Origin of the sequence: Kluyvera georgiana (assembly GCF_050990895.1) — a bacterium.
GTDB lineage: Bacteria > Pseudomonadota > Gammaproteobacteria > Enterobacterales > Enterobacteriaceae > Kluyvera > Kluyvera georgiana.
In genome coordinates, this window is record NZ_CP158865.1 from 1858182 (window position 1) to 1877836 (window position 19655).

The following is a 19655-nucleotide window of genomic DNA, read 5'->3' on the forward strand; positions in this document are numbered from 1 at the left end:
GTTTAAATAACCTATGGTCGGGTGAGCAAAGATGAAGTATATCGTTCTGCTGATAATGATTATTTCCGTACTGTACGTGCATTTCAGGGGGAAGGTTCGGTTTCGCTTCTGGCGTCAGCTTTCAGACCATTCGACATTTACTGCACCGCTGAATGGCTTCATGTACCTTTTTTCTCGCGTCGCCAACACGCCATATTTACATCCAGAATCGTTTCCCGAGCTTACTGTACTCCAGGAGCACTGGGAGGTGATCCGTGACGAAGGCATTCGGCTGCAAAATATGGAGAAAATTAAAGCGGCTGAAAAATACAACGATGCTGGCTTCAACTCGTTTTTTAAAACCGGATGGAAACGTTTCTACCTGAAATGGTATGAGGAGGCGCATCCTTCAGCCAATACGCTGTGCCCAAAAACCACAGAGCTGTTGCGCGGCATTCCTTCGGTGAAGGCGGCCATGTTTGCGACTCTCCCTGACGGTAGCCGCTTACCGCGTCACCGCGATCCTTACGCGGGATCGTTGCGTTTCCATCTTGGTCTGTTGACGCCGAATGATGACCGCTGCTTTATTGAGGTCGACGGCGAGCGCTATAGCTGGCGGGATGGTGAGGGCGTTCTGTTTGATGAAACCTACATACACTACGCAGAGAATACCAGCGGTGAGAATCGCCTGATTTTATTTTGCGATATTGAACGCCCGATGCGTTATCGCTGGGCGCAAAAGGTAAACCATTGGCTGGGGCGTAACTTAATGAGTGCGGCGGTGGCACCAAACGATGTCGGCGATCGTATTGGCGGTATTAATCGGAGTTTTCGTTATATTTATCAGATACGTATTGTGGGGAAACGGCTGAAAAAATGGAATAAGGCTGTGTACTATATCGTGAAATGGCTGCTGTTTGCGGGGATCGCGGCCCTTATCTGGCGAGCCTTTTGAACCGGCGAGCGTGGTGGGCGTTTGTGAAAAATAGGCCGGGGACCGTTTCCTTTGTTTAAATTTAAACAACGTTGCGGTTTGCCGAGAGTTTTGGATGTGCGTAAATGCGCAATTGTGCAATTTTTACGGACATCCTGTTGCGCTCTATAATCGTATGGAATGGAATTAATCAGGTATTTCTATGCATATTTTACCGCCTATCCGCCCGGAACAAAGTATCCAGCGTTTGACGGCACTGCTTGAGCCGATTGCCGAAAAAATGAAGGTTGTGCCGCGAAAGCGTATGACCTGGACCTACAAAAACCAGCCCCAGCTGTACTTATTTCAGCAAGGCGAGCTGTCAATTCTCAGGGCTTCCGACGGGCTGCTGATTGTCTCCGTTTACGATCCACACCTGTTCGGTATTGCTGAAATGATCCAACCCGTACGGGGCCATTTGCTGCGTGCTGAAACCGAGTCAACGATCCTGCGCGTTGATGCCAAAACGGCCATGGAGCTGTTTCGTGAGCACGGCGTGTGGGAAGACGTGGCCGCGCTGCTATCCTACCATACGGCCTATCTTTTTTATCGTGATGCGCTGGTGGTGCAGCAGCGGACCTATTCAGTGATTCGTAACCATTTGCTGGACATGAGCCAACTGCCGGAAGAGATGCGGATGCGCGTATCGATTCTTGATTATATTCAGGAACGTACGCACCTGTCGCGCAGCAGCATATTAAACGTGCTATCCGCATTGAAGAGTGGTCACTATATAGCGTTTAAACGTGGCGGCTATCTCATGGAACTCCATAATTTGCCGGAACGTTTTTAATAACTTGAGCTTCCCAATGATTAAATGCCACCGCCTGATGCGGTGGCATTTAATTACACGTTGATAAGGGGGCGGAGAACATCATTAAGCTTCTGCAATCCGGCTGCGTTTTGCTCCTTCAGGTATAAATGATTCATCAATCGTATTTGATCAAGTTTTGACAGTGACACATAAACCTGGTGTGCCTGACTGTGTTCGTCAAATATTTCGGCAGTTTTCACATTCAGCAGATAGTCCGTTTTCAGATTTAACGTCATGTTATCGAGAATCGATTTATTCTGCTGATAGAGTGAGTTCATCGCCGTCGCGTCACGCGATGGTGAGCCATTTTGTACCACAGGAATTTGAATTGCGTCGATTTTGCTCAGCACCGCGGGCGGTTCTGCAGTACAGGCCATGAGGCAGAAGGGCAATATAATAAGAGAAAGTTTACGCATAATTTTACATGAATTAAATAAGCATGCTGCTCATTATCTTTTTTCACAGCAGTACGGCGAGTGTTGATTTATCCATTTTTAAATAATGCAACGTCTTGACGTCCAAATTTAAATTTAAACGCGTTATCTTTTTATCGGTATCTCTGCCGGTGCTAGCCTTACGCCATTGTTATTTTGTTAAGTATCACCTGCCGCCGAGTATATCTCTACGTATCTTCTTTCCTGCGCGGCGAAATGTATAAACAGAGGCTTTATGAAACTGAATAAAATGGTTGGCTGTATGGCTATTGCCGGGGCGTGTTCAACATCCCTGATTTCGCTGCCCGCTATGGCACAGGAAATGGGTAACGATGCCACGGTACAGACCAGAACGAGCAATGACGCGCTGTACAAAACCCTGCCGTTCGCTGACCAGACCGACTTTATGAATGCACACAAAGGTTTTATCGCTCCATTGCCACAGGAACTGATTAAGGGCGCTGCGGGCAACGTGGTATGGAATCCTCAGCAGTACAACTTCATTAAAGAGGGTGAGAAAGCGCCGGATACGGTGAATCCGAGCCTGTGGCGTCAGTCTCAACTGATTAACATTGGCGGCTTGTTCGAAGTCACCGACGGCGTCTACCAGATCCGTAACCTCGACCTCTCAAATATGACCATCATGGAAGGTAAAGAGGGGATCACGGTTATTGACCCACTGGTCTCCGCTGAAACGGCGAAAGTGGGAATGGACCTGTACTACAAAAATCGCGGTAAGAAGCCCGTTGTGGCGATTATCTATACCCACAGCCATGTGGATCACTACGGCGGCGTGCGTGGCGTTGTGGATGAGGACGACGTGAAATCCGGTAAGGTAAAAGTTTACGCGCCCGCAGGCTTTATGCAGGAAGCCGTGTCGGAAAACATTATGGCCGGGAATGCCATGAGTCGTCGTGCCAGCTACATGTACGGCAACCTGCTGAAGCCGGGGGCGAAAGGCCAGGTGGGCGCGGGTCTGGGAACCACCACTTCTGCAGGGACCGTGACGCTGATCGAGCCGACTGATTACATTACCCATACCGGGCAGAAAGAGGTCATTGACGGCTTAACCTATGATTTTATGATGGCTCCAGGTTCGGAAGCGCCGTCAGAAATGCTGTGGTATGTGGAAGAGAAGGGGATGATTGAAGCGGCGGAAGACGTGACCCACACGCTGCACAACACTTATTCTCTGCGCGGCGCGAAAATTCGCGATCCGCTGGCGTGGTCGAAGTATGTCAATGATGTGATTGATCGCTGGGGCGGTAAGGCGAAAATTATTATCGCTCAGCACCACTGGCCAACCTGGGGCAATGAGAACGTCGTTAAGCTGATGAAAAGCCAGCGTGATATGTATCGTTATATCAACGATCAGACGTTGCGTATGGCTAACCAGGGCCTGACTCGCGATGAAATCGCCGCCAATTTCACGCTGCCGCCGGGCCTGGCAAACTCATGGGCCAGCCGCGGCTATTATGGTTCCGTGAGTCACGACGTGAAAGCGACATACGTGTTTTATCTCGGCTGGTTTAACGGCAACCCGGCAACCCTTGATGAGCTACCGCCGACCGACGCCGCGAAGAAATACGTCGATTACATGGGCGGCACCGATGCGATTATGCAAAAAGCTAAAGCGGACTACGCGCAGGGGCACTATCGCTGGGTCGCGCAGGTCACCAATCATATCGTCTTCGCCGACCCGAGCAACCAGGCAGCACGCAATCTGGAGGCGGATGCGCTGGAGCAGCTGGGTTATCAGGCTGAGTCAGGTCCATGGCGCAACTTCTACCTGACCGGCGCTCAGGAACTGCGTAATGGCGTCGTAAAAGGGCCTACGCCGAATACGGCCAGCCCGGATACCGTCAAGGCGATGTCGCCGGAGATGTTCTTCGACTATCTGGCCGTGCATATTAACGGCGAGAAGGCGGCGAACGCGAAAGCGGTGTTTAATGTCGATCTTGGCAGCGAGGGGGGCAAATACAAGCTGGAGCTGGAAAACGGCGTGCTGAACCATAGTGCGAACGTTCAGGCCAGCAACCCGGACGCCACCATTGTGCTTAACCGCGATACTCTAAACAAAATTATCCTGAAGCAAGAATCACTGCAGCAGGCAGAAGCGCAGGGTGACGTACGTGTCACTGGCAATCATGCGAAGCTGGACGAGATGCTGGGCTATATGGATAAATTCGAGTTCTGGTTCAATATGGTAACGCCATAAGCGTTAAGGAAAGCCCGGGCGAGGCGTGAGAGCGCCGCCGGGCATTCACGATAATCTGTTACGCGCCGGAGCTGGCGCGTACCACCAGTTCTACCGGTAGCAGAACGTTCGTCTCACTTTTCCCGGACAGCAATATCTCCAGCGCTTCGCGCCCCAACCGCTGCTTATCGACGGCGATCGTAGTTAACGGCGGCTGTGACCACGCCGCAGGTTCAATATCATCAAAGCCCACTAACGCCACGTCTTGCGGCACGCGGATCCCGCGTTCTGCACACACCGCTAACACCAATAGCGCGGTGGCATCGTTATAGGTAAAAATGGCATCAGGCGGCTCGGCGAGGTCAAAAAGCTCGTGAATGGCCCGTACCAGTGATTGTTCGGTATCAACCTGCGGTAGCGCGATAGCCTCGTACTCCGGTGGCATTAGCACCCGTGCCTCATACAGAGCCTGGCGGTAGCCTTTTTCACGCTGACGGATACTGTAGTGCGAGAGCGTACTGGCGAGAAAGGCGATGCGCTGACGGCCCTGTGCCAGTAAATGACGGGTGGCAAGGTAGCCGCCCTGCATGTTGTCGGGATTGATACACGGAAGACCCGGTGACCAGAGGTCGATCAGCACCAGCGGCAGCTTAAGTTGTTCCAGCATGGCTATCAGCTCCGGCTCAAAAAAACCGGCACAGATTAGCGCATCAGGCTGATGCAGCATCACCTGCTCGGCCAGAGCGTCACCGGGGCCGGTTGCCAGAAAACTCAGGGCGATGCCCTGTTCACGGCATTCGGCCTCAATGGCTAAAAACAGCGGTGAATAGAAGGGCAGCGCACGGTTGATATTATGCTGGCGATGGAGCAAAAACAGAACGCGTTTTATTTTATCGCTGCGCAGGCGCGAAAAATCGTAACCCTGCTGCTCGGCGGCGGCGATGATGCGTAGCCGCGTCTCCTCGCCCAGACCCGGCTGGCCTTTCAATGCACGTGAAACCGCACCGGGTGATACGCCGCATGCGGCGGCGATATCACGTATTCTGACTGCTTTAGCCATCTCACTCCCACTCTGTGTTAACGACGCTGTTCACCCAGCCACGCCGCACCGCGCACACCACTACTGTCGCCATGATGCGCCTGTATAACCGGGGTACAGCATTGCCGGCCAAAAACATACTGTGCAATGCGTTGTTGTAGTCCCGTATACAGTTGAGGAATATTTGACACGCCGCCGCCAAGCACAATGGCATCGGGATCAAGGGTATTGATCACCCCGGCCAGCGCTCTTGCAACCTGATCCTGATAACGATCCCACAAGGCGGCAATGGCCGTATTGCCCGCGTTCAACTGGGTAATAATGTCCGGCACCTTATCATGTTTACTAAATTTCTGAAAATACTGTCGTTCCAGGCCGCTTCCTGAGATAAAACTCTCTATACAGTTGCTCTGTCCGCAGTAGCAAACGTCGCTGTCACCGTCTTTCTGGGGGTGATAGTGAGGAAGAGCGTTGTGCCCCCATTCGCCAGCACAGGCATTTGGCCCGGTAATCAAACGGTTGTCGACGCATAACCCCCCGCCGCAGCCGGTGCCTAAGATAACGCCAAACACCACGCCGTAGCCTTTTCCGGCGCCATCGATGGCTTCCGATAAGGTGAAGCAGTTGGCGTCATTGGTGACGGCAACGGGCATGGCAAGCTGTTGTTCAAGATGATCAACAAACGGCTGTTGATTTAGCACCAGGATGTTCGAGTTTTTGATTAAGCCATCGCGAGCGACGGCGCCGGGGATCCCCAGGCCTATGGAGATATTTTGCTGCGTGGCTTCGCGGGCTGCATGGATAGCGCCGATCACGGCTTGAAAGAAATCCTCATAGCGCTGTTTTGGCGTGGCGTAGCGCTGGCGATAAACCACTTCACCGCCGTCATTTAATACCACCGCCTCTATTTTGGTTCCGCCAATATCCAGTCCTAATCTCATGGTTGCTGTCCTGTTGTGGTAAACGATGGCGAAAGTGTAGGTTTTTTGTTTACTATACAAAATGATTGATGTGAGAAAATGTGACGTATATAGCGTTGAAAAGCGATAAATAGGCGTTGTAAGGCGATTTTTGTATAGTAGATAAAAGAAGACGCAATGAAAAAGGCCCTGTGATTCAGGGCCTGAAGAGAGATTAGAAGTGGTAACTTACGCCCGCCTGGACGCTGGCATCGTTATCCACATCGCCGGTACCGAAGTACACGCCGGTATTCAGGGAGAAATCTTTACCGATGGTGGTATTAATCCCTGCGCCGAAGATACCCATTGTGGCGTTATGACCGTCAGTGTTGTGATAGTCCGCCGCTTTGATATCGGTGTTATCGCTAAACTCGGTTTGATAGCGCGCATCCAGCCATGGATACAGTTCAACGTTTTTATTGAGATCCGCCAGTTTGGTGGTCACCCGCATACCGATGCCGGTGTTCCATTCCGATACCTGGCTGTCGCCGAAGGTGATGGCCTGGTCAGAGAAGCCGTCTTCCTGCGCTTTATCCCAGCCGAGGGTTGCATATGGCTGGAGGACCGTTTCGCCCGGTAATACGATGTTAACGCCCGCACGTGCCTGGGTGGTGTACAGATTCCCGTCGGAAGAGCCGTCCAGCGCCTGGGTCATGCCGGTGGTGGCATTGCTAACGTTGTTTGCCGAAGTGGAATAGCGCATATCACCATAGCTGAAGCTGCCGTCAACGAACATGCCCCACAGGTTATCGTGCAGAGACTGCTGCCAGCCGCCGTACACGCTGTAGTAGTTGCCGTAGACGCTGTCGTTAAAGTTGTTGCTACCGCCGTTGGTGCTGCGATCGCGGCTGCGGGTCCAGCCCAGCGCGATACCGCCGGTCAGGCTATCGCCATTGTTGAGATGTGAGGTCCAATCCACACCGCCCTGTACGCCCTGGGTAATGTCTTTATAGCCAACGTCATCGCTGTAATCGCCGTTCTGGTAGAGGAAATCACCCCACACCTGCGCACCATCGACACCGTGGCCGAACAGGTTTTGCAGGTGTACCTGGTTCAGGCGGTTCGCCAGATCGTCGGTGATCATACGGCCCGCCTGCTTGGCGGCATCCAGACCGGCGATCATGCCCTGCACGTCGCTGGCCAGTTCGCCACGAGAGCTGCTGAACAGAACGTTATAGGCGGTCCCGGTTGTATCCTGAAGGCCCGCTGCCGCGACCTGCTGCTCGGTCAAGGTATCTTCGTAGTTATACGCGCCGCTACGGCTTTCCACCTGCTGAGAACCATTGGCGAAGGTGGCGGTGACGGCATCGGTTGGGGTGCCTGAAGCGGTGGTGAAGGTGGCGACTTCGACGTTCTGCTGGTTAGCGGTGCTGAGAGCGGTGCTGGTGACGACCAGGGTATCTCCCGCGCTGGCATCAACATTGCCCAACTCAGCCTGACTATCTGTCGACATATTGACCTGAACGTCATTGCCGGTGGTGTCCGCCGTTAGCGTTGAACCGTTGTCAATGTTCCAGGTGGTATCGTTGTCGACTTTATCGGTAGTGATATCGTTGTTGCCCGCGGTGTTTACCGTGTTGATATTACTGATCTCACCATTGATAGTGCTGCTCTCGTCAAGATTGAGAGTATCGGTACCTTTGGTGCCACCATCAATGTTGCCGTTGACCTGTGAGTTGTTGGCTAGCGTGATGGTGTCATTGCCAGCACCGGTGTTGATATCGCCGTTGACCGTACTGTTATCCACGTAAATGGTGCTGTCGGCATTTCCTTTCAGCGTGATATCACCGTTAACGGTTGAACCATTGGTTATATTAACGTTTGTGGCGGCAGCGGTTTTGCTATTGTTATTTAGTAGAGCGATATCACCTGTAATATCGCTGCTGTTGATATTCAGATTCAGCGTATTGGTGCTGTAGGCGGCAATACCGACATCATCAAAATGGGGATTGGCTGGAGGTATTAAAGCAGCGACTTTACTGCCTTCAGCATCAAGGCTGGAGTTGGTTAATGAAATTGTCGTTGCTGATTTCGCGCTACCGGCATAAATACCGGCGGAGCTAATAGTGCTATCGCCGCTGACGGCGATATTCTGCTCACCCTGACCGGCGCTGATAATACTGCCATTTATGTGACTGCCGTTGATAATGTTAACATTGTGGGCACCAGCGTCCTGCGGATCCAGATAGATGGCTGCGCCGTGCATATAGTCTTTGTCGCCCGCTGTTGGGCCACCATTGCCGTTATTATCATAGGCAACGCTGCTGTTTTCACCATTCAGCGTCGAGTTGTCAACGGTAACAGTGGTGTTCGTTGTCGTGCCGACTGAGCCGACTTCAATCATGTCTGCGGTTGAGTTATTTTCCAGAGTGATGTTAGCCGTACCGCCATTACTCCCGTCGATATAGTAACCGGTCATATCGGACTGGTTAACGACCAGCGATTGGGTATCGTTGTCACCACGATGGCCGTCCATAAACACATCCGTATGCAGGGTTGTCTCATTCGCGATAACGGCATTTGTAACACCTGAATCCTGGTAGTAGTTACCATCTGGGTAGAGCGTTAAACCACAGGTCTGAGAAATGTCGTTACCGGCACAGGTATCAGCCAGCGCAGAGCCAGAAAAAGAAGCCAGCGAAATAAAAATACACTGCGATAACAGCGTTAATTTGGTTTTGTTGCGCATTTAAAAATCCTTAAGAAATTCATATTAAAAAACATCGCGATAATATGCCTTTTAAGGGGGGTCTTAATTTTATAAATGTAATAGTGTTTATTGTTTTCTTTTTGCCAGAGATCACAATAGTATTTTTAAAAACATATGAGAGCATCAGTTTTAAATTTGCGTCGTGAATGTTTAAGCGGGTAAAATGATCGTTTTTCGTCTATTTTATGATTATTAAGAGGTTAGCGTTATACTAGCGATCGATAATTAATTAAATATGTATTTTTTACACTGACATTTAATTATATTGTTTTACATGTTTTGTTACATTGAGATTAAAAAATATAAAACTATCGAAGTGAGTCAAAATAACGGATATTTATATTTAAGCCGAATGGCTTATGCTGAAGTAAAAAAAAGCCCCGAGAGGGGCTTTGAGTGAGAATGAGTGAGCAAATTTAGCGCTGAGTACAGCCTGCACACTGTTTATTCTGTATCTGTTGGAAGAAATCATTCCCTTTATCATCGACCAGAATAAACGCCGGGAAGTTTTCTACCTCAATTTTCCAGATAGCTTCCATCCCGAGTTCCGGGTAGGCCACGCATTCCAGACTCTTGATGCTGGTTTGCGCCAGCACGGCGGCCGGACCACCGATGCTGCCGAGGTAGAAGCCACCGTGTTTGTGACAGGCGTCGGTCACCTGCTGGCTACGGTTACCTTTCGCCAGCATCACCATGCTGGCGCCGTGAGACTGCAGCAGGTCAACATAGGAGTCCATGCGGCCAGCGGTGGTTGGGCCTAAGGAGCCGGATGCATAACCTTCAGGCGTTTTTGCCGGGCCAGCATAGTAAATGGGGTGATCTTTGACGTATTGCGGCAGCGGCTCACCGTTATCCAGTCGCTCTTTGAGTTTGGCGTGCGCAATGTCGCGGGCGACGATAATGGTGCCGTTCAGCGACAGACGGGTAGAGACCGGATGAGCAGACAATTGAGCCAGAATCTCGCTCATCGGCTGGTTGAGGTTGATGCTGACCGCATCGCCTTCACCCTGTTGACGCAGTGCCTCGGGAATATATTGCGCCGGATTGTGCTCCAGCTTCTCAATCCAGATGCCGTCACGGTTGATTTTAGCCTTAATGTTACGGTCGGCAGAGCAGGAGACGCCCATCCCAATCGGACACGATGCACCGTGACGTGGCAGACGGATCACGCGGATATCATGGGCAAAATATTTACCGCCAAACTGTGCGCCGAGACCGAGGTTACGGGCTTCTTCCATCAGCTCTTGTTCCAGCGTCACGTCGCGGAACGCTTGACCGTGCTCGTTACCTTCGGTCGGCAAACCATCGTAGTAGCGAGTGGAGGCCAACTTGACGGTTTTCAGCGTCGATTCTGCGGAAGTTCCGCCAATAACAAAAGCAATGTGGTACGGCGGGCAGGCCGCTGTACCCAGCGTACGCATCTTCTCAACCAGGTAATTTTTCAGCTTCGCCGGGGTGATCAGCGCCTTGGTTTCCTGATACAGATACGTTTTGTTCGCGGAACCGCCGCCTTTGGCGATACACAGGAATTTATATTCGTCGCCATCTACGCTGTAGAGGTCAATCTGCGCCGGCAGGTTGGTGCCGGTGTTCACTTCTTTATACATGTCCAGCGCGGCGTTCTGCGAATAGCGCAGGTTGTCGGAGATATAGGTGTTATACACGCCCTGCGACAGCGCGGCTTCATCGCCACCCCCGGTCCATACGCGCTGGCCCTTTTTCCCCATGATGATTGCGGTGCCGGTGTCCTGGCAGGTTGGCAGCACGCCTTTAGCGGCAATATCGGAGTTACGCAGGAACTGCAGCGCGACGTATTTATCGTTTTCACTGGCTTCCGGGTCGCTGAGGATAGCGGCGACCTGTTGCTGATGAGAAGGGCGCAGCATAAAGGCAGCATCGTGAAACGCCTGCTGGGCCAGCAGGGTTAACGCTTCAGGCTCAACCTTGAGAACATCCTGACCGTCAAATTGGGCAACAGAAACGTGCTCGCGGCTCAGCAGATAGTATTCGGTATTGTCATGAGACAGCGGGAAGGGGTCCTGGTAGACAAACGGTTTGTTCGACATAGCTCTTCACTCCATAAAAATAAAACCGTCGGAGGTTGCCCTCCGACGGTTATGAATCAGAACATCATAGACATCCACGGGTAGCCGATGACCAGCAGGGCGACCAGGAAGATGCCGCCAAAGATGGTGCCGAGGCGCCAGTAGTCTTTGGTTGGCAGGTAGCCGCTGCCGTAGTAAATCGGGCTTGGGCCGGTGCCGTACGGGGTGATGATCCCCATGATACCCAGCGAGGTCACCATCAGCAGCACGAACACTTCCATATTCATACCCGGAATAGTGGAGGCAATCGTGAGCATCGCCGGCAGTAGCGCGGTGGTGTGCGCGGTGGTGCTGGCAAACAGATAGTGCAGCAGATAGAACGCCAGCAGCAGCACGATGGTCGCCACGCCCGGAGAGATACCGCTCATCAGCATACCGCCTTCTTTACCCAGCCAGCCGATAAAGCCGGTGGAAGAGAGGCCGTCGGCCAGCGCCACGAGGGTGGCAAACCAGACAAAGGTGTTCCAGGCCGCTTTGTTGCCGGTAATATCGTTCCACTCCAGCACGCCGGTCCACAGCATCAGGCCGATGATCAACAGGGCGGCCATTGCGGGTTCAATCCACGCCGCAGCGAAGATCCACATCATCAACGCGCAGCAGACGAATACCAGCAGCAGAATTTCATTGCGTGACAGTTTACCCAGTTTTTCCAGCTCACGAGCGGCCCACAGCGGCACTTCATCGTTCACCTTCACTTCCGGTGGGTAGAACCAGTAGGCCAGCAGCGGCATGGTGAGGATAAGCAGCACGCCGAGCGGCAGGAAGGCGATAAACCAGGTGCCCCAGGAAATGTTGATACCGACAATACTTTTCACCAGCGCCAGCGCCAGCAGGTTAGGGGCGAGGGCTGACAGGAACATCGAGCTGGTAATACAAGCGGCGGTGATAGCCACCCACATCAGATAGGAGCCGATTTTACGGGCGCTCGGGTCGTTCGGTTTAGAGCCATACAGCGGCGGCAGGTTGGCGATAATCGGGTAGATGGTCCCGCCGCTGCGCGCGGTGTTAGAGGGCGTAAACGGTGCCAGCAGCAGGTCCGCCAGCGTGATGGCGTAGCCGAGCGTCAGGCTGCGGCGACCGAGATATTTCACCAGAATCAGCGCCAGTCGGCGACCGAAACGGGTTTTATCGTAACCGGCGGCGAACATGAAGGCACCAAAGATCAGCCACACGGTCGAGTTACCAAAACCGCTGACCGCCCATTTAAAGGAGGCGCCCGCCAGATGGAATTTATCGGCAGCCATCTGTTCCGGGCTAAACAGCACCCATTGGCTGCACAGCGCAATGGCGACCACGCCGGTCAGACCAATGACGGCACCCGGCAGCGGTTCGAAGATAAGGCCAACGATCACGCCGACGAAGATGGCAAAGTAGTGCCAGGCATAAGGTGGAAGCCCGTCAGGAACCGGGACGAAAAGTAATAGCACGGCCACGATAATGGGCAGGGCCATCATCACAAGACGGTTTTTCTTGCCGTCTTTCGGTTTACTCACCGGCGTCGGCGAGTGCGATGTCGCAGATTTCTCGTTCATATTACGCTTCTATAAGTAGTTAATAATTCGATTCGCAAAAACTGCCTTTCTGCTTTTTTTAGTTTTTTTACTTTATTTATCTTTCAAAAGTGTTGCAGGCAATTTTGAGTATGGGTCATTGACGCTATTTTATTTAGCACCAATGTGAAAAATTCTTATATTTATATAATGCTCTTTTGAAGGCGATTACAATTGATCACGATCAAAAAAAGACAAGCGCAGTGTTATTTTTCTTCTGATCAGAATAACCCTATAAGATTATAGGTTATTGGCGGTTATTGAGTATGATAAAAATTATATAAAGGAGATTTTTAGTTCCTGTATTAAATTTTATATCATTGTTTTTGTTGGTTTTTATTTGTGTTTGCGACTGGTTTGTCCACTGTTTGCTAAGTTATATTTTTAAGCGATTTTATTAAATAATTGTGAATGAAATATATTCTAATTAGTAACACCATGGGGGTATTCCTGTTATTCGTGGGATTAAATAGTTTTATAACTAACGTAATGACTTTAGTAACTAAAATTATCGCTATATTAATATCATGATATCGGCATAACAAATAACTCAAATGCAGCCCGATCCCGAATTCTTGAATTTAATTTTTTAAAGTTTGGAGTTTATTCTTATGAACAGTGATCATCGCGTACTTAGCTCCTTTACCTTGCCCAATGGCACCGAGTTGAAAAACCGTCTGTTTATGGCCCCCATGACGACGTGTTCAGGCTATTTCGATGGCTCAGTCAGCAGCGAGCTGGTGGAGTACTACCGTGCCCGTGCCGGACGTATCGGCACCATCATCGTCGAATGCTGCTTTGTGGATGACTTAGGTCTGGCCTTCCCGGGGGCTCTGGGGATCGACAGCGACGATAAAATTGCCGGGCTGGCGAAAATTGCCGAAGCCATCAAATCCCAGGGCTCCAAAGCGCTGCTGCAAATTTATCACGGCGGCCGTATGGTCGATCCGAAGCTGATCGGTGGGCGCACGCCGGTCGGCCCAAGCGCCGTGGCTGCGCCGCGTGAAGGCGCAGCAACACCGGTCGCGCTGACCACGGAAGAAGTGGAAGGCATGGTCGGTAAATTTGGTGAAGCCGTGCGCCGCGCTATCCAGGCCGGTTTCGACGGCGTGGAACTGCACGGCGCGAATACCTATCTGATCCAACAATTCTATTCCCCAAACTCTAACCAACGCGACGACGAGTGGGGCGGCAGCCGTGACAACCGCGCAAAATTCCCGCTGGCGGTGCTGGATATCACCCATAAGATGGTACGCCAGTATGCGGATGATGCCTTTATTATCGGCTATCGCTTCTCGCCGGAAGAGATGGAAGTCCCGGGGATCCGCTTCAACGACACAATGTATCTGCTGGAAAAACTGGCCGCACGAGGTCTGGACTACCTGCACTTCTCCGTCGGTGCAACCCTGCGCCCGTCCATTGTAGAGACCAACGATCCGACCCCGCTGATTGAAAAATATGTCGCGATGCGCTCTGAAACGCTGGCCCAGGTGCCGGTGATGGGCGTGGGCGGTGTGGTTAATGACAGCGATATTGAAAGCGCCATGGATCACGGTTATGACCTGGTGGCCGTCGGCCGTGCCTGCATTGCCTATCCGGACTGGGCGGACCGTATTGCGGACGGCCAGACGCTGGATCTGTTTATTGATAGCACCCAGCGTGAAGCGCTGAACATTCCGGAACCGCTGTGGCGCTTCTCGCTGGTGGAAGCGATGATCCGCGACATGAGCATGACGGTGTCAAAATTTAAGCCGGGCGTATTCGTGGAGACCGTTCAGGATGATGCCGGCGAACTGGTTATCAACGTAAGCCTGGAAACCGACCGTATTGCCGATATCGAGCTGACCGGTGGCGTCGATCAGGACGTTGAGTTCGTCACCAGCTTTGAAGAGATTCGTTCCCGTATCCTCGACGCGAATACGCCACATGTTGACGCCATTTCCGGTGCGACCAGCCAGAGCGAGGCGGTGAAAAAAGCGGTCTCCAAAGCGATGGTGAAATCCAGTAAAGCGCTGGCGGCGGAAGAGGGCGGCGATGCCGCAGCGCCAAAAGCCTACGACGTGGTCGTGGTGGGCAGCGGTGGCGCCGGTCTGGCGGCGGCGATTCAGGCCCATGATGATGGCGCCAGCGTGCTGATTGTTGAAAAAATGCCGACCATCGGTGGCAACACGATTAAGGCTTCTGCCGGGATGAACGCGGCGGAAACCCGCTTCCAGCGCGTGAAAGGCATTCAGGATAGTAAAGAGCTGTTCTACGCCGAAACGCTGAAGGGCGGTAAAAACAAAAACAACCCGGCGCTGCTGCATCGCTTTGTGGAAAATGCGCCGCAGGCGATCGAATGGCTGGCGGATCGCGGCATCATGCTCAACGACATCACCACCACCGGCGGCATGAGTATTGACCGTACTCACCGTCCAAAAGACGGTTCTGCCGTGGGCGGTTATCTCATCAGCGGCCTTGTGCGTAATGTCACAAAACGCGAGATTGATGTCATGCTCGACACTTCGGTGGTCGATATTGTGATGGAAGGCGGTGAAGTATCGGCGGTACGCCTGCTGACCGAGGAGCAGGAGAGCGTCACCATTGCGACCCGCAGCATCATTGTGGCGACCGGCGGTTTCAGCGCTAACAGCGAGATGGTGGTGAAATACCGCCCGGATCTGGCGGGCTTCGTGACCACCAACCACAAAGGCGCAACCGGCGGCGGTATTGCCCTGCTGGAGCGTATTGGTGCGGGTACGGTGGATATGGGCGAAATCCAGATTCACCCGACAGTGGAACAGAAAACCTCTTATCTGGTGTCGGAATCCATCCGCGGCGGCGGCGCGATTCTGGTGAGCCAGCAGGGCAACCGCTTCTTTAACGAAATGGAAACGCGCGATAAAGTCTCGGCCGCTATCATTGCGCTGCCGGAGCAATATGCCTACATCGTCTTTGATGAACACGTCCGCAGCAAAAATAAAGCGGCAGATGAGTATATCGCTAAAGGACTGGTCACCAGCGCGAGCACCGCGAGTGAACTGGCGGCTAAACTGGGACTAGACGAAGAGACTTTCCTCGCCACGCTTGCCCGTTATAACGATGCGGTAGCGAAACAGGACGACGAAGAGTTTGGTCGTAAAACGGCGCTGCGTGCACCGATTAATGAAGGGCCGTTCCACGCGATTCAGATTGCGCCAGGCGTGCACCACACTATGGGCGGGGTGACCATTAATACCGAAACCCACGTGCTGAATGCGCAAAAACAGGTGATTCCAGGAGCCTTTGCTGCCGGTGAAGTGGTCGGTGGTATCCACGGTGGCAACCGAATTGGCGGGAACGCTGTTGCTGATATTATTATCTTTGGTACGCTCGCTGGCCATCAGGCTGCGCTGCGCGCGCAACAGGTGCCCTGGGCCATGCTTGAATCAGCGTAACCCAGTCCCATAGCCCGGCATTGCCGGGCTATTTCAACTGATTTGAAGGGGGAGTTTGATGTCAGATACCGCTCGGGTATACAGCTATTCCGCCGTTCTGATGGGGTCGCCCATCCTGTTAAAACTCTTCGTTCACGATGAGGCCCTTGCCTCTCGCGTTTTCCGTCTGATTAAGCAATATGAAGATCTGCTGACCGTAAATCGTGCTCAGTCGCAGGTGATGGACATCAACCATGCGGCAGGCCAACGTGCGGTGAAGGTCAGTCACCCGGTTTATACCTTGATCAAATGTGCGAAAGCGGCGAGCGAACTCCCGCAGAGTGCTTTTAACCTGGCGATTGGACCGTTGGTAAAACGCTGGCGCATCGGCTTTAAGGGCGACAGCGTGCCGCCTGCGGATGAAATTGCGCATCTGTTGACGCTGACCAAACACGAGCAGGTCATCCTCAACGATAGCGACGAGAGTGTTTTCCTGGCGCTGCCGGGAATGGAGATCGATCTCGGCGCGATCGCAAAGGGCTATATTGCCGACCGCGTGCGCGATTTTTTATGCCAGGAGGGCGTGGAGCAGGGGCTCATCAATCTTGGTGGCAACGTACAAACGTTGGGTACGCCGGAAGGGGGGTGGTCGATTGGCATAAAAAAACCGTTCTCTACCGCCGGGGCGATGATTGGTACGCTCAACGTCGAAAATAAATCGGTGGTGACCTCCGGCATCTATGAGCGTTTTTTTGAACAAGATGGCCAGCTGTATCATCATATCCTCGACCCGCGTACCGGCTACCCTCTGAATAACGAACTCGATAGCGTGACGATCGTCAGCACAAACTCCATCGATGGCGATATCTGGACCACGTTGATGTATGGCATGGGTGTCGAGAAGGGCTGCGCGGCGCTGCGCGCAAGGCCGGATATTGAAGCGATTTTCGTGACGAAAACGAAAAAGGTGGTCCTGTCTTCGGCCCGCCACTATCGTTTCACGCTACTGGATAACGACTATCACCTTACTGACAGTACTGTTTGAGCAGGCCGTATTGTTCCGGCTGCAGGCGATAGCGATAGACCGGGCGACCGGTCGCACCGTAGTGAATACTGGTAAAGAGGATATTGATCTGCGCAAGCCAGATCAGATACTTACGACACGACACGCGGGAAATGTTCACTGCCTGCGCCAGGTCGTCGGTGGAAAACTCCGTTTCCGGGTGTGTATCAATCCACTGACACAATGTGCGCAGAGTCTGTGGCGTCAACCCCTTCGGCAACCGCTTGGTGTCTGCCAACTCGGGCGAACCACCGTGCAGCAGGCGATCGACGTCGGCCTGTTCATAGTAGGCGTGGCTCCCCATCAGCTGTTTTTTTTCGCGCCAGCTCAGTAGCGCTTCTTCAAAACGCGGGAACTGGAAAGGCTTAATCAGATAGTCCACCACGCCGTAGCGCAGCGAAGTCTGAACGGTGGCGGCATCGGAAGCGGAGGAGATCATGATAACGTCAATCGCTCGCCCGGCATTACGGACTTCTGGCAGCAGATCCAGCCCGTTGTCCTGCTGCATATAAACATCCAGCAGGATAAGGTCGATAGACAGTGAAGGATCCACAAGCTTATCTCGCGCCTGCTGGAGCGTAGACGCGATACCGCAGCAGGCAAAACCGTCCACTCTCTCGATATAGCAACGATTCAGGTCGGCCACCATGGCATCATCATCGACTATTAACACATTAATCACGCGCTGTTCCTCTCGCTGTCCCACGGAATATGTACAAAAAATTGCGTAAATACGCCCGGCTCCGACTCGACGGAAAGCGTCCCGCCAAGGTTTTCCGTCTGCTGGCGGGCCAGGAACAGCCCGACACCGCGGTTTTCGCCTTTGGTTGAAAATCCTTTATTGAAAATAGCGTCAATGCGCACCGGGTCTATCCCTGGGCCATCGTCGCTGACTTCGCCGCTAAGCCAGCCGTTCTGGTAGTGTAGCAGCAAGCCAATTTCACCTTCGCCCTGGTCGGCCATGGCGTCGAGGGCGTTCTCAATCAGGTTGCCGAGTACGGTCACCAGTACCGCCACCTGTTCTTCGTTCGGGTTATCGGGCACCAGACTCTCTTCCGCCAGCGTCAGATTGACGCCCATATCGCCCGCACGGTTGATTTTACCCAGCAGGAAACCGGCAATAATCGGTGATTTTATTTTGTGCTGCAGCGTACCAATATCCGCCTGATAGTTCTGTGCGGTTTGCAGAATGTAGTCTTCGAGCTTGTCGTAGCGCTTCATGTGCAATAACCCAAGAATGACGTGCAGTTTATTCATAAATTCATGGGAGTGGGTGCGCAGGGCGTCGATATAGTTGACCAGTCCATCCATACGCTGCATCAGCTGGCTCACTTCGGTTTTGTCGCGGAAGGTGCCGATGGCACCAATGACGCGCCTGTTGTTGCGCAGCGGAACGATATTGCATAGCAGCAGGCGACCATTGCAGCCCATTTCACGATCGGTCACCGGCGAGCCGCTGGCGAGCACTTCTTTGAGATTGCTGAGCAGCGGTGCGTGTTGCTCCGCCCCTAAAGCATGGGCATCAGCCGAAAAGAGAATGTGACGTGCGGCCTGATTAATCAGGGTTACGCGGCCTTTGTCGTCAACGGCTATAACCCCTTCACGCATGGATTGCAGCATGGCCTGGCGCTGCTCGAACATTCTGGAGATCTCATGCGGCTCGAAGCCAAATAAGATATTTTTCAGCACGCGTACCAGCCCCCAGATACCCAGCGTGCCCACCACCGCGCTAAACAATACAAACCAGATGGCGTTCCAGCGTGCTTCGCTAATCTGTTCATCCACCTTCTGCAGTGAAATACCGACAATCGCCACGCCAATTTGCCGATGCTGGTTGTCGTAGATGGGCGTAAAAACGCGCAGCGCTTCTGCCAGAACGCCGTGATTAATTGACAGATTCTCATGGCCTTTGAGCGCAGGCTGCAAATCGGCACCGATAAAATGCTGGCCAATCAGATGGGTATTGGGGTGCGAGTAACGCACCGCATCCATGTCCGTGATAACGGCATAGAGCAGACCATTGCGCTGCTGTACCGCTGTAGCAATTGGCTGGATAATATTTTGTTCAGGCGACGTCGCGAGCCCGCGCTTGATCTCTGGGGAATCGGCCAGCGTGCGGGCGATGGCAAAGGCCTTGTCCTGCAGACCGGTGCGAGTCGCTTTAGTTATCTGCATGAAATAGAAGGCGTATACCACCAACAGGACGGAAACAATCACGCTGCATACCATCAGCGTCACCAGCGTACTGAGCTTCATTGGGCGCCTGGCCTGAGGTGGCTGTTGCGGCATATTGCGCATGAAAACCTTCTATTATCAACGGCAAAAAATCATTATCGCCGATGTATCCCTTTTCTTAAAGTCATCGAGCCCTGACAAAACCAAACCTTTCTTTGTGACCGTACTCGCAGAGCTTTCCATACAAAACACTTTAGTATTG

General features: G+C 52.7%; 13 protein-coding genes. 5 read left to right on the top strand and 8 right to left on the bottom strand.

Annotated elements, in window-relative coordinates; genetic code table 11:
• Positions 1–31 precede the first annotated feature (31 nt).
• On the top strand, positions 32–934 hold the full coding sequence (lpxO, locus tag ABTW00_RS08800; RefSeq protein ID WP_433640233.1) for a lipid A hydroxylase LpxO: 903 nt from the start codon (positions 32–34) through the stop codon (positions 932–934).
• A gap of 181 nt (positions 935–1115) precedes the next feature.
• Entirely contained in the window at positions 1116–1745 is a 630-nt protein-coding gene (locus ABTW00_RS08805) for a winged helix-turn-helix transcriptional regulator (RefSeq protein WP_065358364.1), read from the top strand.
• Positions 1746–1798: 53 nt separating this feature from the next.
• On the opposite strand, the gene ABTW00_RS08810 is transcribed toward ABTW00_RS08805, so the two are convergent.
• Positions 1799–2182 carry a hypothetical protein gene (locus tag ABTW00_RS08810; protein WP_065358365.1) on the bottom strand — a complete coding sequence of 128 codons (384 nt, stop codon included), beginning with the start codon at positions 2180–2182 and terminating at the stop codon, positions 1799–1801.
• A gap of 268 nt (positions 2183–2450) precedes the next feature.
• Here ABTW00_RS08810 and ABTW00_RS08815 point away from each other — a divergent pair, with 268 nt between their 5' ends.
• Positions 2451–4418, top strand: a complete 1968-nt coding sequence (locus ABTW00_RS08815) for an alkyl/aryl-sulfatase (RefSeq protein WP_433640977.1) — start codon at positions 2451–2453, stop codon at positions 4416–4418.
• A gap of 58 nt (positions 4419–4476) precedes the next feature.
• Here the strand turns inward: ABTW00_RS08815 and ABTW00_RS08820 are convergent, their stop codons facing one another.
• The 5 genes from ABTW00_RS08820 to ABTW00_RS08840 all read right to left on the bottom strand — a co-directional run bounded on the left by ABTW00_RS08820 (position 4477) and on the right by ABTW00_RS08840 (position 12742).
• Positions 4477–5457, bottom strand: a complete 981-nt coding sequence (locus ABTW00_RS08820; protein WP_433640236.1) for a LacI family DNA-binding transcriptional regulator — start codon at positions 5455–5457, stop codon at positions 4477–4479.
• 17 nt (positions 5458–5474) lie between these two features.
• On the bottom strand, positions 5475–6377 hold the full coding sequence (locus ABTW00_RS08825; RefSeq protein ID WP_433640238.1) for an ROK family protein: 903 nt from the start codon (positions 6375–6377) through the stop codon (positions 5475–5477).
• Positions 6378–6570: 193 nt separating this feature from the next.
• A complete protein-coding gene (locus tag ABTW00_RS08830; RefSeq protein WP_433640240.1) occupies positions 6571–9084 on the bottom strand; it encodes an autotransporter domain-containing protein in 2514 nt (837 codons plus the stop codon).
• A 437-nt stretch (positions 9085–9521) separates the two neighbouring features.
• Positions 9522–11171, bottom strand: coding sequence for a class I fumarate hydratase FumA (gene fumA / locus ABTW00_RS08835; protein WP_433640242.1), 1650 nt, complete (start codon positions 11169–11171; stop codon positions 9522–9524).
• 56 nt (positions 11172–11227) lie between these two features.
• Positions 11228–12742 carry an anion permease gene (locus ABTW00_RS08840; RefSeq protein ID WP_209438759.1) on the bottom strand — a complete coding sequence of 505 codons (1515 nt, stop codon included), beginning with the start codon at positions 12740–12742 and terminating at the stop codon, positions 11228–11230.
• A 629-nt stretch (positions 12743–13371) separates the two neighbouring features.
• Here ABTW00_RS08840 and ABTW00_RS08845 point away from each other — a divergent pair.
• Positions 13372–16176, top strand: a complete 2805-nt coding sequence (locus ABTW00_RS08845; protein WP_433640244.1) for a flavocytochrome c — start codon at positions 13372–13374, stop codon at positions 16174–16176.
• Between the two features lie 58 nt (positions 16177–16234).
• Positions 16235–17200, top strand: a complete 966-nt coding sequence (locus ABTW00_RS08850; protein WP_433640247.1) for an FAD:protein FMN transferase — start codon at positions 16235–16237, stop codon at positions 17198–17200.
• On the opposite strand, the gene dcuR is transcribed toward ABTW00_RS08850, so the two are convergent.
• Positions 17181–17900: a two-component system response regulator DcuR gene (gene dcuR, locus ABTW00_RS08855; RefSeq protein WP_433640249.1), complete on the bottom strand. Its 720-nt coding sequence runs from the start codon at positions 17898–17900 to the stop codon at positions 17181–17183. The genes ABTW00_RS08850 and dcuR overlap by 20 nt on opposite strands.
• The gene (locus tag ABTW00_RS08860; RefSeq protein ID WP_064544497.1) at positions 17897–19516 is read right to left on the bottom strand and encodes a sensor histidine kinase; all 1620 of its coding nucleotides are present in this window, start codon (positions 19514–19516) and stop codon (positions 17897–17899) included. The genes dcuR and ABTW00_RS08860 overlap by 4 nt, the downstream gene beginning before the upstream one ends.
• Positions 19517–19655: the final 139 nt, after the last annotated feature.